This is a genomic window from Halomonas garicola, from assembly GCF_031935715.1.
GTDB classification, from domain to species: Bacteria; Pseudomonadota; Gammaproteobacteria; order Pseudomonadales; family Halomonadaceae; genus Vreelandella; species Vreelandella garicola.
In genome coordinates this window covers 145,343-159,788 of sequence record NZ_JASSZF010000001.1, presented here as the reverse complement: position 1 = coordinate 159,788, position 14,446 = coordinate 145,343, and the positions used below count along the sequence as shown (strand labels likewise).

Annotated in this window: 15 protein-coding genes; 6 read left to right on the top strand and 9 right to left on the bottom strand. The window is 66.2% G+C overall.

The window, feature by feature from the left end:
- Positions 1–106: 106 nt before the first annotated feature.
- The gene (gene pepD / locus RS027_RS00775; RefSeq protein ID WP_311952423.1) at positions 107–1,582 is read left to right on the top strand and encodes a beta-Ala-His dipeptidase; all 1,476 of its coding nucleotides are present in this window, start codon (positions 107–109) and stop codon (positions 1,580–1,582) included.
- 48 nt (positions 1,583–1,630) lie between these two features.
- Here the strand turns inward: pepD and RS027_RS00770 are convergent, their stop codons facing one another.
- A complete protein-coding gene (locus tag RS027_RS00770) occupies positions 1,631–2,107 on the bottom strand; it encodes a Dps family protein (protein ID WP_311952420.1) in 477 nt (158 codons plus the stop codon).
- Between the two features lie 161 nt (positions 2,108–2,268).
- Positions 2,269–3,402 (bottom strand): glycerate kinase, encoded by a 1,134-nt coding sequence (locus RS027_RS00765; protein ID WP_311952417.1) that lies wholly within the window; start codon positions 3,400–3,402, stop codon positions 2,269–2,271.
- A gap of 292 nt (positions 3,403–3,694) precedes the next feature.
- Between RS027_RS00765 and RS027_RS00760 the strand changes: the two genes are divergently transcribed.
- Positions 3,695–3,856: an entericidin A/B family lipoprotein gene (locus RS027_RS00760; RefSeq protein ID WP_311952414.1), complete on the top strand. Its 162-nt coding sequence runs from the start codon at positions 3,695–3,697 to the stop codon at positions 3,854–3,856.
- A gap of 38 nt (positions 3,857–3,894) precedes the next feature.
- Here RS027_RS00760 and purU read toward each other — a convergent pair whose 3' ends face one another.
- The 5 genes from purU to RS027_RS00735 all read right to left on the bottom strand — a co-directional run bounded on the left by purU (position 3,895) and on the right by RS027_RS00735 (position 8,745).
- Positions 3,895–4,749: a formyltetrahydrofolate deformylase gene (gene purU / locus RS027_RS00755; protein WP_311952411.1), complete on the bottom strand. Its 855-nt coding sequence runs from the start codon at positions 4,747–4,749 to the stop codon at positions 3,895–3,897.
- Between the two features lie 301 nt (positions 4,750–5,050).
- Positions 5,051–6,064 (bottom strand): ion transporter, encoded by a 1,014-nt coding sequence (locus RS027_RS00750; protein WP_311952408.1) that lies wholly within the window; start codon positions 6,062–6,064, stop codon positions 5,051–5,053.
- Positions 6,065–6,084: 20 nt separating this feature from the next.
- Entirely contained in the window at positions 6,085–6,609 is a 525-nt protein-coding gene (locus RS027_RS00745; RefSeq protein ID WP_311952405.1) for an acyl-CoA thioesterase, read from the bottom strand.
- Positions 6,610–6,689: 80 nt separating this feature from the next.
- Complete coding sequence (locus tag RS027_RS00740; RefSeq protein WP_311952403.1) at positions 6,690–8,027, bottom strand: MATE family efflux transporter; 1,338 nt, start codon at positions 8,025–8,027, stop codon at positions 6,690–6,692.
- Between the two features lie 109 nt (positions 8,028–8,136).
- Positions 8,137–8,745, bottom strand: coding sequence for a porin family protein (locus RS027_RS00735; RefSeq protein WP_311952400.1), 609 nt, complete (start codon positions 8,743–8,745; stop codon positions 8,137–8,139).
- Between the two features lie 246 nt (positions 8,746–8,991).
- Here RS027_RS00735 and RS027_RS00730 point away from each other — a divergent pair, with 246 nt between their 5' ends.
- Positions 8,992–9,327, top strand: a complete 336-nt coding sequence (locus RS027_RS00730; RefSeq protein WP_311952397.1) for a hypothetical protein — start codon at positions 8,992–8,994, stop codon at positions 9,325–9,327.
- Positions 9,328–9,334: 7 nt separating this feature from the next.
- On the opposite strand, the gene coaD is transcribed toward RS027_RS00730, so the two are convergent.
- Entirely contained in the window at positions 9,335–9,814 is a 480-nt protein-coding gene (coaD, locus tag RS027_RS00725; RefSeq protein ID WP_311952393.1) for a pantetheine-phosphate adenylyltransferase, read from the bottom strand.
- The gene (locus RS027_RS00720; protein WP_311952551.1) at positions 9,814–11,670 is read right to left on the bottom strand and encodes a beta-ketoacyl synthase; all 1,857 of its coding nucleotides are present in this window, start codon (positions 11,668–11,670) and stop codon (positions 9,814–9,816) included. Before RS027_RS00720 ends, coaD begins: the two co-directional genes overlap by 1 nt.
- A gap of 244 nt (positions 11,671–11,914) precedes the next feature.
- On the opposite strand from RS027_RS00720, the gene trmB reads away from it, so the two are divergent.
- Genes trmB through dacB form a run of 3 tightly spaced genes read left to right on the top strand, consistent with a single transcriptional unit; the run spans position 11,915 to position 14,440 of the window.
- Positions 11,915–12,640 carry a tRNA (guanine(46)-N(7))-methyltransferase TrmB gene (trmB, locus tag RS027_RS00715; protein WP_311952547.1) on the top strand — a complete coding sequence of 242 codons (726 nt, stop codon included), beginning with the start codon at positions 11,915–11,917 and terminating at the stop codon, positions 12,638–12,640.
- Positions 12,622–12,951, top strand: coding sequence for a DMT family transporter (locus RS027_RS00710; protein ID WP_311952389.1), 330 nt, complete (start codon positions 12,622–12,624; stop codon positions 12,949–12,951). The genes trmB and RS027_RS00710 overlap by 19 nt, the downstream gene beginning before the upstream one ends.
- A 10-nt stretch (positions 12,952–12,961) precedes the next feature.
- Entirely contained in the window at positions 12,962–14,440 is a 1,479-nt protein-coding gene (dacB, locus tag RS027_RS00705) for a D-alanyl-D-alanine carboxypeptidase/D-alanyl-D-alanine endopeptidase (protein WP_376717563.1), read from the top strand.
- The last annotated feature ends 6 nt before the right edge of the window (positions 14,441–14,446 follow it).

Genomic DNA, 14,446 nt, shown 5'->3' with positions numbered 1-14,446 from the left:
TGGCTACCTCCGAGGAGCCGGGGACAGGCCGAAGAGGGGGTATGCCATCTTTCGCCGGCTGGCCCAGGGGAGTAAGGTGTCAGCATCAACGACGAGACGAGCTCCCATGAACGAACATCTTGATGCGCTGGCCCCCACGGCGGTCTGGCGCCACTTTCGCACCCTGTGCAACACGCCCCGGCCCTCCGGCCACGAGGCGGCGCTGGTGGCCAAGCTGGAAGCCTGGGCCGACGATCTGGGCCTCGCCCACGACCGCGACGCCTTCGGCAACCTGCGGATTCAAAAGCCCGCCACTAAAGGGTGCGAAGACGCTCCGGGCGTGATTGTGCAGGGCCACCTGGACATGGTCGCCCAGGCCAACGCCGATCACCCCCACGACTTCACCCGGGACCCCATCAGCACCTACGCGAAAGACGGCTGGCTTCACGCTGACGGCACCACCCTGGGCGCGGACAACGGCCTGGGCGTGGCCGCGGCGCTGGCGCTGCTGGAAAGCGCTGACGTGGCCCACGGGCCGCTGGAGGCGCTGTTCACCCTGGAGGAAGAAACCTCCATGGGCGGGGCGCTCAACCTCGACGAGGGCTGGCTTGAGGGCAGCCTGCTGCTGAACCTGGACAGCGAAGCCCGGGGCGAGGCCTACATCGGCTGCGCCGGCGGCAGCGACGCGGTGGTCGATGCGCGGCTGCCGCAAACGGCGATCGAGCCCCACGAGCGCTGCCTGGATATCGCCCTGACCGGCCTGGCGGGCGGCCACTCGGGGATGGATATTCACCGGCCGCTGGGCAACGCCAACCGCCTGCTGGTGCGGGTGCTGCGCCTGCTGGAGTTTGCCGACGCGCGGCTGGTGAGCTATCAGGGCGGCACCCTGCGCAACGCCATCCCCCGGGAGGCGTTTGCGCGGGTGGCGCTGCCGGCAGACGAAATCGACGCGGTGACGGCCAAGGTGCAAACCCTCGAGGCGACGCTGCGCGGCGAGCTTGGCCGGGCAGACAGCAGCTTCGCCCTGGGCGTCAGGCCCACTGCCACCGCCGACGTGCCCGGCGAGGCGCTCAACCTGGACGCCAGCGCCATGCTGGTGGCGGCGCTCCATGCCGCGCCCTGCGGCGTGGAGCGCATGAGCGCTGAGGTGGAAGGCGTGGTGGAAACCTCCAATAACCTTGGCGTGGTGCAGCTGGAAGGCGGCCGCATTCACCTCTGCGCGCTGGTGCGTTCGCTCCACGACAGCGCCGTCACCGCGATGGTTGACCGCTTTCGCGCGCTGTTCGGGCTGATCGGCGCCCGGGTCAAGGCCGCGCACGGCTATCCGGGCTGGGTGCCCAACGCCAAAAGCCCGCTGCTGGCGACGTTCATCGACTGCCATCAGGAGAGCCTGGGCCGCGAGCCGGCGGTGAAGGTCATCCACGCCGGGCTCGAGTGCGGTATTCTGGGCAGCAAGTACCCGCACCTGGACATGATCTCCTTTGGCCCCACGATTCGCGGCGCCCACTCGCCCGACGAGCGGGTGGATATCGCCTCCGTCGAGGAGTTCTGGACGCTGCTCCAGGCGCTGGTTGAAGCGCTGGGGCAACAGCAGGGCGAGTGACCCCGGCAGGCAAAAAAACGGCACCCCGCGGGGTGCCGTTCGAGGTGCTTAGCGGCCCAGGTAGGCGTTGAGCATCCAGATGGTTTTTTCCTGCTCGCGGATGTACTGGCCGGCCTGGTCGGCGGTGCCTTCGTCGCCCGCGTCTTCGGTTAGCTTGAGCATTTCGCGCTGCAGCTCGATGAGGGTCTGAAAGCCCTGGACGATGCCTTTTACGCAGGCGGGGCCGTCGCTTACGTTCTTGTCTTCGCTGATGCGCGAGAGCTTGATGTAGTCGCTGTAGGCGTGCACCGGCGTGTAGCCAAGCGTCAGAATGCGCTCGGCCACTTCATCGACCTTGGTCAGCAGGTCGTCGTAGAACTCCTCAAACTTCTCGTGCAGCTGGAAGAAATCCTGGCCCTTCACGTTCCAGTGATAGCCGCGCACGTTCATGTAGAAGACCTGGTAGTTGGCGAGCAGCTGGTTGAGTTTTTCGGCCAGCTGTTCGGCGCTGCTCTGCTGCAGACCAATGCTGTTAACGGTACTCATATTGCCTCCTCAAATAATCTGTATGGCCGATAAGCTTTGTATGACATTTGTAAAATATGATGCCCGCCATGACAAGCTATGGCGGGCATCCATACAGACTATTGGTCGCGCAGACCGGTCACCAGGGACCCGCTACAAAGAACCTTCATAAGGGCCGGGCCTTACAGGCGACTGCCCCACAGGCGGGCAACGCTGTCGCAGCGGTCGGTCAGCAGCTCCGCGGTGCGGGCCATGGCGCCTTCCAGAGTGATGGGGCCGTCGGCCAGGGCAAAGGCGGCGGTAACGCCTTCGCTGTGGCAGGCCTGCCAGCCTTCGCCCAGCGCGCCGGCGAGCACGACGACCGGCTTGCCGGCGGCCTTGCCCGCCCGGGAGACGCCGATGGGCGTCTTGCCCGAGAGGCTTTGGCCGTCGAGCTTGCCTTCGCCGGTGATGACCAGGTCGGCCTTTGTAAGCCGCTCGGCCATGCCCGCCTGCTCCATGATCATGTCGATACCGGGCTTGAGCGTCGCGCCCATGAAGGCCCGGGCGGCAAAGCCCATGCCGCCGGCCGCGCCCGCGCCGGCCATGTCGCGGTCGTCCTGGCCAAGCGCTTCGGCGCTTATGTCGGCAAAGTGGCCAAGCGCGGCGTCGAGCGCCTTGACGTCCTCGGGGGAGGCGCCCTTCTGGGGGCCAAACACGGCGCTGGCGCCGTGGCTGCCGAGCAGCGGGTTATCCACGTCCACCGCGGCTTCTACTTGCAGCTGTTTCAGGCGCGGGTCGAGGCCGGAAATATCCAGGGTATCGAGCTTGGCAAGGGCTGCCCCGCCCGGGGCTAGCGCCTTGCCGTCGGCGTCGAGCAGGCGCGCGCCGAGGGCCGCCAGCATGCCGGCGCCGGCGTCGTTGGTGGCGCTGCCACCGAGCAGCAGCAGGGCTTTTTCCGCGCCGGCGTCCAGGGCGGCGCTAAACAGCTCGCCCACGCCGTAGGTGGTGGTGGTGCGGGCGTCGCGCTCGGCCGGGGTGAGCGCCTGCAGGCCGCTGGCCTCGGCAAGCTCAATAAAGGCCGTGCGCTCGTTGGCAAGCCAGCCCCAGGTCGCGGTAGCCGGGCGGCCCAGCGCGTCCTGCACGCTGGCTTCGCGGCGCTCGGCGCCGGTGGCCATGATCAGCGCTTCCAGGCTGCCTTCCCCGCCGTCGGCCAGGGGGCAGGTGTGCGTGTGCGCTTCGGGCAGCGCGCGCTGTATGCCGCGGGCCATGGCATCGGCGGCGTCCTGGGCGCTCAGGGCATCCTTGAAACTGTCGGGGCAGAGCAAAACGTGCATCGTGCCAACTCCTTAGGGGTCATCGGTGGTGGTTGTTATACGAAAGGCCAAGTCGAGTGACAGCGCCGCAGCATAGCAGGCAAGCGCGGCAAGAGAACCCTTTTGCGCCGGTGGCCGCGCCGTTAAAGAGGCAGCGCGGCCCTTTTGGCGCCTTGACGCCGATTATTTTGTCCATCGAGGCGGCAAACGCTGTTAGGCTGACTATACGCCAAGGCGTCTGCCTTGTGCGTTGACAGAATCGGTACCCGAAGTGCCATGAAAAGGCCCCGAACGGTTGAACAAGGAGATAACGATGAAAGCGATAACAACGCGTAACACCGTAATCAAGGCGCTTGCCGCAAGCTTTGCTGCGCTGCTGATGGCCGGCATGCTCAGCGGCTGCAACACCATGGCCGGCATGGGGCAGGACGTGGAAGAGGGCGGCGAAGCCGTGCAGGACGCCGCCCACAGCTAAGCGCGCCGGGCCTGCGGTGGCAGGGGGTCGGGCAGGTGCTAGGCAAAAACGACGGTTTTATTGTCGTGCACGATGACCCGGTCTTCCAGGTGCCAGCGCAGGCCTCTGGCCAGCACGTTCTTTTCCACGTCGCGGCCAAAGCGCACCAGATCCCTGGGCGTGTGGCAGTGGCTGACGCGGTGCACGCCCTGTTCGATGATCGGGCCGGCATCAAGGTCCTGGGTTACGTAGTGGCAGGTCGCGCCGATCAGCTTCACCCCGCGCTCGTAGGCCTGATGATACGGCTTGGCGCCGGCAAAGGACGGCAAAAAGCTGTGGTGGATGTTGATCACGCGTCCGGCATAGCGGGCGCACAGGTCCGGCGGCAGAATCTGCATGTAGCGGGCCAGTACGATGCAGTCGGCGCGCATGTCGTCGATCAGACGCTCGACCTCGGCGAAAGCCGGGGCCTTGTTGTGCGCCTCGACCGGGACGTGATGGAAGGGGATGCCGTGCCATTCGGCGAGCGGGCGCATGTTGGTGTGGTTGGACACCACGCCGACGATCTCGCAGTCCAGCTCGTCATTACTCCAGCGATGCAGCAGATCCGTGAGGCAGTGGTCCTCCTTGCTGACCAGAATCACGACGCGCGGTTTGTTTTGCGAGTCGGTCATGGCCCAGTCCATGTCAAAGGCGTCGGCGATGGGGGCAAAGGCCGCGCTGAACTCGCGATAGGGAACGCCGACGGTGTCGGCGCGCACCTCATAGCGCATGAAGAACTGGCCGGTTTCGAGGTCAGAGTGCTGGCTGGCTTCGGTGATGGAGCCGCCCTGGGCGGCAATAAAGCTGGAGACCCGGGAAACGATGCCGACCCGGTCGGGACAGGAGACGATCAAGCGATAAAAGTGGGACATGAAAGGCCGTTGTAGCGGAATAGCGAGTAAAAAGCGCCGGTCAAGGTCGCGTAACCCAAACCGGCATTGTAGCGAAACGCACCGCGTTGGGCACGGCCCGGATTATCGCAGCAGGATATGTCCGAGGTGCCGGGGACAGGTCGCAGAGGGGTTCTACGCCATGGATGGCGTAGGGTAGCGTCCAGGGACGGATTAATAGCGCCCCTCGCAGACCTGTTGCCGGCTCACCCCGAACGATGGAAGCTACTAACTGCAGTAGCTCTGTCAGCGCGGCAAGTTTGGTAGACGCAGCGGCCGAGCGCTATTGGTAACGGTCTTTCCATGCCTGGCGGCTGATCTGATCCTTGAGCATTTCCAGCGCGTCCACCAGCACCGCTTCGGTGACCTCGGCGCTGCCTTCGTCGACTTTCAGCCAGGCGTCAAAGCCGCTTTCGGCGGTGTCGCTGACCAGCGTGCGGAAGCGGGGGGTGTGAATGCCTCGGGCCAGCTCGTCCACCAGCCGGTGCGCCACGCCGGCAAGCGAGGCCTCAAGGCTCCCGGAGACCGCGCTGCCCATGGGCAGGCGTTCCAGCCGGCGGATTTCCGGGCTTTCCCGCAGGGTGTGGTTGACCATTTCGCTGATATAGCGCCTCACCTCTTCGCGGTTGCCGTCGTAGGCGCGGCCGGCGCTGGCTTCGATGCGCTGGGTGATCTCGCGGATGAGCTGCTCTTTGCGCGGGGCAACCACGCGGTTGATAAGCCCGTCGGCCAGGGTGCTGTCGGCCTTGACCTGCTCCTGGACGTTGCTCAGCAGGCGCACGGCAATGCGGTCGGAGAGCTCCTCGAGCAGGATGTCGTAATACTTGGCGACGAAGCGGTAGGCCTGCCAGCGTTCGATGTGAACCAGCCCCAGGCGGTTCAGGCGGTGTACCAGCGAGATGACGCGCAGCGCCCGCAGCAGGCGAAAGCCGCTGAGCGGAATGCAGCCGAGCACGTCGTACCAGCGCACAAAAGGATAAAAGAACCAGCGATGGTAGCGCCGCTCGGTAATGGCCACTGCCCAGCCGAGCAGCACGTCAACCACAAACAGCGTGACAAAGGCCAGGTCGATCTGGAAAAAGCGCTGGTGAATAACGCGATCATACCAGGCGTGGGCGCCGGGGGCGGCGGCTTCGAGCCCCTCGCTTAGCGGCTCGATCAGATAAAGCGAATCCACCAGCAGCAGCGTCAGGTTGGCGACCACGGCGATGATGATCAGCACGTCCCAGCCCAGGTGGGCAAGCTCAGCGGTGCGCGAGCGCGAATCGCTTCGGGAAAACGGCGGTGTAGCAAACATGGGGGCTCCTCCGGGTGGCATCAGCTGTCCGCCTGATGCTCCTGCTGGGCGCGTCGTTCGGCCTGCTCGGCTTCCTTGCGCAGCTTTTTACGCAGGGCGGCCTTCTCGAAGCGCAGGCGCTGCAGCGGCGTTTCCAGCTCAAGCGGCGGCACCCTGGCCGGTTTGCCGTCGTCGTCCACGGCCACCATGGAAAGATAGCAGCTGTTGGTGTGGCGGATGACCTGTTGGCGGATGTCCTCGGCGACCACCTTGATGCCCACCTCCATGGACGAGCGGCCAACGTGGTTGACGCAGGCCAGAAAGGTGACCAGTTCGCCGACGTGAATGGGCTGCTTGAACAGCACCTGGTCCACGGAGAGCGTGACCACGTAGTGCCCGGAATAGCGGCTGGCGCAGGCGTAGGCGACCTCGTCGAGACGCTTGAGAATGGCGCCGCCGTGGACCTTGCCGCTGAAGTTGGCCATGTCCGGCGTCATCAGCACGGTCATGGAAAGCTCGTGCTGGCCGCTCAGCATCGCTTGGTAGGAGTCCGCATTCTCGGTCATGGCGTGCCTTTATTGGAGGTTGGATAAGTCAAGTGGTTGTACCATAGGGTAATGCTGCCCCGGCGTATAGCGCCGCACCCTTAGCGACGCGTGCGCCAGCGGTTTTGCCGATAGCGCTGATAGTAGACGATCAGGGTGACCGAGCGCACCAGGGTAAATGCCATAAACGCAAGCCATAGCCCGTGGTTGCCCAGCGGCCGGGCCAGCCACCATACCGGCAGGTAGACCGCCAGGCCGATAAAGATGCTGTTGCGCATTTCCTTAACCGCGGTGGTGCCGATGAACACGCCGTCGAGCAGGTAGCTCCACACCGCGATCAGCGGCATGGCCACCATCCACGGCAGGTAGCCGGCGGCGGTAGAGCGCACTTCGGGCAGGCCGGTGAGCAGCGCGATCAGGGCGTTGCCACCCAGCGCAAAGCACAGCGCCGCGGCAAGGGCGGTATACAGCGAGAGGCGCGCGGTGGCGCCCACGGTGGCGGCGAACTCCGACCAGTCCCCGCGGCCGAAGGCGCGCCCGACCAGCGACTCCGCGGCGTGGGCGAAGCCGTCCAGGGCGTAGCTTGTCAGCATGATGAACTGCAGCAGCACGGCGTTGGCGGCGAGCACCGTGTCGCCCTGGCGAGCGCCCTGGGCGGTAAAGAACGCCATGGCGAACAGCAGCCCCAGGGTGCGCACAAAGAGATTGGCGTTGACGCTGAACAGCGCCCGGTAGGCGCCGAGGGCGAGCAGCCGCCGGCGCAAAAACTGCCCCGGCAGATGGCCCAGCTGGCGCAGCACCAGATAGCCGCCAAAGGCGAAGGCCGAGTAGTCGGCGAGCACGCTGGCCCAGGCCACGCCGTTGCTGCTCATGCCCAGCCCCACCACGAACCAGAGGTCGAAGACGATGTTGACCACGTTGGTCAACAGCAGAATCCACAGCGTCACCCGGGCGTTCTGCTGGCCCAGAAACCAGCCCAGAATGGCGTAGTTGGCGAGCACCGCCGGCGCCGACAGCAGGCGAATGTCGGCGTAGGCCTGCGCCAGCGGCGTGGCGCTGGGGCTAGCGTCCAGCAGCCAGAGGCCGAAGCTGACCAGCGGCGAGCCCAGCAGCACCAAAAGCCCGCCGATCGCCGCCGCCATGATCAGCGCCTGGCCCAGCAGGTTTTTGACCGTCTGGCCGTCGTCGCGGCCCACGGCCTGGGCGGTCAGCCCGGTGGTGCCCATGCGCAGAAAGCCAAAGCCCCAGTACAAAAAGCTGAACAGCGTCGCCCCCAAGGTGACCGCCGCCAGGTAGCGCGAGTCCGGCAGATGGCCGACCACGGCGGTATCCACCAGCCCCAGAAGCGGGACGGTGACGTTGGAGAGGATAATCGGCCACGCCAGCGCCCAGATGCGCCGGCGGGCGGGAGCGGAATGCGGGGCAGAGGTGGCAGTCACGATGGCTCCGTCCATGAACAGGGCCGGTAGCATGAGGACGGCCGCGGACAAATGCAACGGCCCCGCCAAAGCGGGGCCGGAACGGCGCGCGGTGCGGCCAGGCTGGCGCTTAGAAGCGGTAGCCGAGGCTTGCCGAGATCAGATCGGTCTCGAAGTCTTCGCCGCCCTCGCTGATGTCGTAGCGCTCGAATTCCGCGCGCATGATGATCCGGTCGACGACGTACTCAACGCCCGCGCCGTAGAAGGGATCATTGCCGTCTTCACTGCCGGATTCGCGTATAGCGTTACCGTAGATATTACCCTGTCCTTTTACGTCACCATCCCAGGCGATCATGCCCAGCTTGCCATAAACGCCAAAGCCGCCTTCGATGGGCAGCTTGCCCACCAGCGCGGCGGTAAAGCCGTCAATCTCCAGCGATGCGTCAGCAAAACCTACGCGGTTACTGGCGCTGGCGGTAAATTCGCCAAAATCCACGTAGCTAGCCTCGACGGCAAAGTAGGGGTTGAACTGGTAGCCGGCAAACAGCTTGTAGGCGGTGTCGCTATCGTCAGTGCTGGCGCCGAGGCGATCAAGGTCATTGAGGGTATCGTTGTCGACCTTGGCGTGGCCGATGCCGGCGCCCAGGTAGGGGCCTTCGTCGGCGCTGTAAACGTGGCTCTGGGCCATGGCGGTGGTGGCCATCAGGGCGGTAACGGCGGTAGCGAGCAGACGCTTCATGAAGGGGCTCCTTGGCACGGTGGAATATCTTCGGGTGTAGTGGGTATGACAGGCACGCACCGGTAGCGGCGCGGCAAGCGCTGCGGAGTATATATTGTATCTAAAAGAATGAAAACGTGAATAAAAGAAACTAAAGGTTACGCTATATTCGCAGGGCGGCAGGCTAAATCCTCGTGCCGGCCTTTCAGGCTGTGCGCAACTCGGTATCATTGTGCCGAGAATCACGACAGCCGGAGGGCAAGGGAGATGAAAACAAGCTATAGGCGTATTCTGCAGAGCCTGGGGCTCGCGCTGATCGTGGCGCTTGCCGCGGGCCAGCCCGCCGTGGCGTTCGACGAGCGCCAGCACGAGGCGCGTTCCAGCCCCAGCGGCGCGGCGATGACGCTTGACGCGCTGGTGGCGCGCCCGCTATTGGCCGTGGCGACGGTGGGCGGTACGGCGGTGTTTCTGGTGTCGCTGCCGTTTACTGCGCTCGGCGGCGGCGTGGACGAAGCCGCCGAGACGCTGGTCAAGACGCCCGCCGAGGCCACTTTCCGCCGCTGTCTGGGGTGCAAAACCAGCCGCCGGGCGAACGAGCGCTAGGGCGCCGTCAGCCGTGGTAGCGCTTTTTTAGCGCTTGGGTCACCCGGGGGTGGACCAGCGGCGAGACGTCGCCGCCGAGCCGGGCGATTTCGCGCACGATGGTCGAGGAAATGTAGGAGTTCTCCACCGCCGGGGTGAGAAACACGCTTTCGAGATCGGGGTTCTGGGCGCGATTCATGTTGGCCAGCTGAAGCTCGTACTCGAAGTCCGAGACGGCGCGCAGCCCGCGCAGGATCACCGTAGCGTTCTGTTCGCGCATCATCTGCGTGAGCAGGCCGGAAAAGCCGATCACCGAGACGTTGGCAAGCGACGCGCAGGCCTCCCGCACCAGGGCGATGCGGGCGTCGAGGCCGAACGCCGGGTCCTTGCCGGAGCTGGCGGCCACGGCGACCACGACGCGATCAAAAAGCCGCGCGCCGCGCTCGATGATGTCAAAGTGGCCGTGGGTGATCGGGTCGAACGTGCCGGGGTATACCGCGGTGGTCATCAGGACTCCTCGCTGTCTTCCTCGTCGAGCCGGCCGAAGGGGTTGTGAGCCTGCAGCGACACCGGCCGGGCGTAGCCCGGGATCTCGATGCGGTCGGCGTGGATGGCAAGCTCCGGGCCTTCGAGCACCGCCTCGCCAAACTGGTAGCGCGGCTGGTAATGGCCCAGGTCGGCCTGGCGCAGGTAGGCGCAAGAGGCTTCGCGCACACTTTCCCGGCGCGCTTTCCAGGCGCTGAGGGCGTCGGCGCCGTGGCGCTTTTCCAGCAGCTTTTCGGTCACCCGAGGGGAGAGCACCACGCCGGTGGCGTTGTTGCCGCCAAAGCCCTTGGCGTTGAGAAAGCTGGCGTCGGCGTCAAGCGCCAGGGGTTCCCGGGAGAAGCGCAGCCGCTCGGCGTAGACGTCGTCGGCTACGGCGTCCAGAGTGGGGATGCCGGGCATCATGCCGTAGGCAAAGCTGCCCAGCGCGCTTACCAGCTGGTCACCGGCGGCAGAGCCCTGGGAGTGGCCGACAAACGCCTTGATCGCGGTGACCGGCCAGTGGGTAATGCCGTGGGCCCGGGCGATTTCGTCGAACACGTGGGACTCGGTGGTGCGGTTTTTCGGCGTGCCGGTGCCGTGGGCGTGGATGAAGCTGCGCTCCCTGAGCGCCGTCTCGCCGAGCATGTCGCGCACCAGCGCGGCCGCCTTGCCCAGGGTGATGTAGTTGCCGATGCCCGGGGCGGAGATCGAGCGCTTGAACCCGTCGGCGTTGACGAACACCTCGGGCACCGAGCCGAGAATCTCGGCGCCTTCTTCCAGCGCCAGGGTGTCGTCCATGAGCATGACGAACTGGCTGGCCTCGGCCATGGTGAAGCCGCAGTTGCGGGCAAAGGGCCGGCAGGCGCGCTGGTAGTCGGCGTCGGTGAGCAGCTCGAGCGCGTCCAGCGCCTTGAGCCCGGCGTCGTCGGCAAGCGCCCCCATGGTGCGAAAGCCCTCGATGACCTCGGGCGTAATGGGGGCGTCGGCGGTGCCCACCATGACCACCCGCCGGCGGCCGGCGCGGATGTCGTCGATCCCCAGGCGCAGGTTGTACAAAAAGCTGGCGCAGGCGCCCAGCGCCGCGCCGGTGCCGCCGACGCTGCCGAGCACGTAGGCGTTGAGAAAGTCGGCGGGCATCTGGCCGTAGCCCAGCGGCATCTGCTTGGAGGTGGCGCGCTGGCCGGTGACCAGGCTTTTTAAAAGCCCGCCCCAGCCTTCGTCGTCCAGCTGGCCGATGGAGTTGCCGGCGTAGACGGCGACCTGGTCGGGGTCGAGCCGGTCGCGCAGGTGCTCCCACTCAAGGCCGCTTGCCTTCAGGCAGTCGCTGGCGCCAAAAATCGCCATGGACAGCCCGCGGGGGTGGTGTACGCTGCGGTAAAGCGCCGCCGGGTCAAAGCCCCTTGGCAGCTGGGCGGCGGCTTTTACCTTGGGCCTGTGGGCATCGGGCAGCAGGGCGTTGAAGTCGCCCTGGGGGACGCTCACCGACACCGTGCGCTGGTCCACTTCGCGCACTTCCCAGTGGGGCGGCAGGTGTTCGGGGAGCTGGCGGCGGCGCAGGGTGAACTCGAGCGGGGCATCAAGGGCCATGTTGGCCAGGCGGTTGGCCGGCAGGCCCGGGGCGCTGAAGGCCGGGTCTTCGTTGCGGCGCACCAGAGTGTGCTCAAGCACCGCCGCGCGCAGCGACTCGGCGTCGGCCGTGCTGCCGGGCTCGACAAGACGCATCAGGGCGGCCAGACCCTGAACGGTTTGGCGTTGCTGGTCGGCGGGCAGCGCATCAAGCACGGTACGGCGGAAGGCCTGATGGCCTGACGTCCTGCCGGCGGGGTTGATGCCGCCCATACCGACGATCACCGGTAAATGTGACAAGCCGGGTTCCTCGTGGTGCGGTAATGAAAAAACGGGTGGCGTGCCCCGCTGTGCGGGTGCCTGAATGATAACAACGTAAGTCTAATAACAACGTAAGTCTAATAACAACGTAAGTCTAAAAGGCTGCTGGGCGTGATCATAGCACCGGCCATGCAACGGCGTCATGCCGCAAGCGGCCAAGGCTGATAGAATCACGCTTTTGCGCCCGGAATACGCCATGCAGCCGCCGTCGTCACTGCCGCCTTTAACGCCGCACTCGTCCCGCCGGATGGTGGTATCCGGTCAGCCCGGCCCCCACCCTGATCTCGCACGCCGGGTGGCGCGGGCGCTGGCAAGCCCGCTGCAAAAGCCCGTGGCCGAGCACACTCGAGCCGCTTTTGCCCGGGCCGAGGCCTGGCGCGAAGCGCAGGGAAGGTCGCTGATCCTGGACGCCGGCTGCGGCGTGGGGCTTTCGACCCGGCGGCTGGCGGCGGCGTTTCCCGATCACGCGGTGATCGGCGTGGACCGCAGCGCCGACCGCCTGAGCCGGGATCACGGCCCGGTGCCGGCGAACGCGCTGCTGGTGCGGGCGGATCTGGTAGATTTCTGGCGGCTCGCCTGGCAGGCCGGCTGGGCCCCGGCGCGGCACTATCTGCTGTACCCCAATCCGTACCCCAAGGCCTCCCAGCTGAAAATGCGCTGGCACGGCCACCCGGTTCTGCCGTGGATCCTGGGGCTGGGCGGGCGTCTTGAGCTTCGCACCAACTGGCGCCTTTACGCCGAGGAGTTCGCCCTGGCGGTGGCGCAGGCCGCCGGTTGCGAGGCGGCGGTAGCGCGCTATGCGCCGGGCGGGGATTCGGGAGTTGCGTATCTGACGCCGTTTGAGGCCAAGTACGCCGAGGGCGGACAGCCCCTTTGGCAACTAACGATCGATCTGGAGCGACAATGGCATTTATTTACCTGATTCTGGCGATCGTGGCCGAAGTCGTCGCCACCAGCGCGCTTAAGTCTTCCGCCGGCTTTACCCGGCTGGGCCCCAGCGTCGTGGTCGTGTTCGGCTACGGGCTGGCGTTTTATCTGCTGAGCCTGGTGCTGCGGACGCTGCCGGTAGGGGTGGCCTACGCCATCTGGGCGGGGCTCGGGATTGTGCTGGTGACCCTGGTGGGCATGATCGCGTTCGGCGAACAGCCGGATGCGCCCGCGATCGCGGGGATTTCGCTGATTGTGGCCGGCGTAGTGGTGCTGCAGGTGTTTTCGACAATGAACGTGCATTAAGGACGAGGTCATGATCCATCGTAGATTGCCGCACGCCGCTTGGGGTCAGCGGCTGGTTATGTTCGCCGCGGCGGTGGCCCTGGCGCTTTACAGCGGCACGGCGGCCCGGGCGAACTTTTCCCGGCTGGGCAAGCTTGCCGACGACGGCTTTGCTATCAGCGCCGAGGCCCGGCTGCTGGACGGCTCCCGGGAAACCCTGGGCAGCCTTAGCCCCCGGCAGGCGCTGTCGCCGGCCTCGGTGACCAAGACCTATACGGCGGCGGCCACGCTTGAGCGCTTCGGCCCCCAGCACCGCTTTACCACGCGGCTGAAAAGCATCGCCGAGGCGGCCCCGGCCGACGGCGTGCTGAACGGCGACCTGTGGTTTGAAGGCGGCGGCGACCCCGGGCTCACCAGCGAGAACCTCTGGCGGCTGGTTCAGCGCCTGCACCAGGCCGGAGTGCGCCAGATCAACGGCGACGTGGTGGTCAGCCAGTGGCGCTTTGGCCCGGTCGAATGCGCAACCACCGACCGCTGCGAGGCGCGCACCCGGGTGGATAACGCCTACAGCGCGCCGCTGTCGTCCGCCGGGGTCAACTTCGGCAGCTGGTGCGTCAACGTGGCCCCGGGAATCGCCCCGGGCGAGCCGGCCCGGGTAACCCACTGCGACGGACCGTCTTCGCTGGTATCGGTGGATAACCAGGTGGTTACCCGGCCCGACGACAGCGGCACCCAGATCAGCGCCGAGCGCGTGACTACCGAGCACGGCGACGTGGTGCACGTCGACGGGCAGATTTCCACCAACGCCTGGCCCCGGGACGAGTACCGCGGCGCCAGCGACGGCGCCGAGCAAACGGCGGATACTCTGGCGGCGATGCTCGAGCGCTTCGGCATCGGCTTTTCCGGCGCGCCCCGGATAACCACGGCCAAACCGCCCGACGCCGCCCAGACCCTCGCCGCGGTGGAGGGCAAGCCGCTGCAGGAGCTGGTGCTGCGCACGCTGAACTATTCCAACAACTACATGGCCGACGTGCTGGCGCTGAACCTGGTTGAAACGCCCGGCGCCGAGCTTGCCGATGCCGGCCGGGCGCTGGAAAGCTACGTCGCGGGGCTTTCCGGCCACGGCGAGGTGACGCTGGAAAGCGGCAGCGGTCTGACCACCGACAACCGCACCACGGCCCACGGCGTCAACGTGATGCTCGAGTCGATGTATCACCAGAGCTCGCTGTTTCCGAGCTTTGTGGCGGCGCTGCAGTCGCCGGAGAACGGCGTGATGCGCTTTATCCGCCGGGGGCCGGAAAGCTTCCAGCACAACGTCATGCTCAAGACCGGTACGCTCAACGAGCCGTACGCGGTGCGCGCCATGGCGGGGTACTTCCGTACCGCCGGCGGGCGCTGGGGCGTGTTCAGCGTGCTGGTCAACGGCAATCGCTCCACGCCCTACCTGAACTGGACCAAGGTGCTGGAGCCTCTCTCGGCGGATCTGGCCGGCATGATCGATACTCACTAGGCGGGT

Excerpts from the sequence above, each read along its gene's own strand:
- pepD (WP_311952423.1), top strand. The coding sequence starts at position 107 with ATGAACGAACATCTTGATGCGCTGGCCCCCACGGCGGTCTGGCGCCAC.
- RS027_RS00735 (WP_311952400.1), bottom strand. The coding sequence starts at position 8,745 with ATGAAGCGTCTGCTCGCTACCGCCGTTACCGCCCTGATGGCCACCACC.
- RS027_RS00710 (WP_311952389.1), top strand. The coding sequence starts at position 12,622 with ATGGCATTTATTTACCTGATTCTGGCGATCGTGGCCGAAGTCGTCGCC.
- RS027_RS00770 (WP_311952420.1), bottom strand. The coding sequence starts at position 2,107 with ATGAGTACCGTTAACAGCATTGGTCTGCAGCAGAGCAGCGCCGAACAG.
- RS027_RS00760 (WP_311952414.1), top strand. The coding sequence starts at position 3,695 with ATGAAAGCGATAACAACGCGTAACACCGTAATCAAGGCGCTTGCCGCA.
- coaD (WP_311952393.1), bottom strand. The coding sequence starts at position 9,814 with ATGACCACCGCGGTATACCCCGGCACGTTCGACCCGATCACCCACGGC.
- RS027_RS00750 (WP_311952408.1), bottom strand. The coding sequence starts at position 6,064 with ATGTTTGCTACACCGCCGTTTTCCCGAAGCGATTCGCGCTCGCGCACC.
- RS027_RS00730 (WP_311952397.1), top strand. The coding sequence starts at position 8,992 with ATGAAAACAAGCTATAGGCGTATTCTGCAGAGCCTGGGGCTCGCGCTG.
- dacB (WP_376717563.1), top strand. The coding sequence starts at position 12,962 with ATGATCCATCGTAGATTGCCGCACGCCGCTTGGGGTCAGCGGCTGGTT.
- RS027_RS00745 (WP_311952405.1), bottom strand. The coding sequence starts at position 6,609 with ATGACCGAGAATGCGGACTCCTACCAAGCGATGCTGAGCGGCCAGCAC.
- RS027_RS00765 (WP_311952417.1), bottom strand. The coding sequence starts at position 3,402 with ATGCACGTTTTGCTCTGCCCCGACAGTTTCAAGGATGCCCTGAGCGCC.
- RS027_RS00720 (WP_311952551.1), bottom strand. The coding sequence starts at position 11,670 with ATGGGCGGCATCAACCCCGCCGGCAGGACGTCAGGCCATCAGGCCTTC.
- purU (WP_311952411.1), bottom strand. The coding sequence starts at position 4,749 with ATGTCCCACTTTTATCGCTTGATCGTCTCCTGTCCCGACCGGGTCGGC.
- trmB (WP_311952547.1), top strand. The coding sequence starts at position 11,915 with ATGCAGCCGCCGTCGTCACTGCCGCCTTTAACGCCGCACTCGTCCCGC.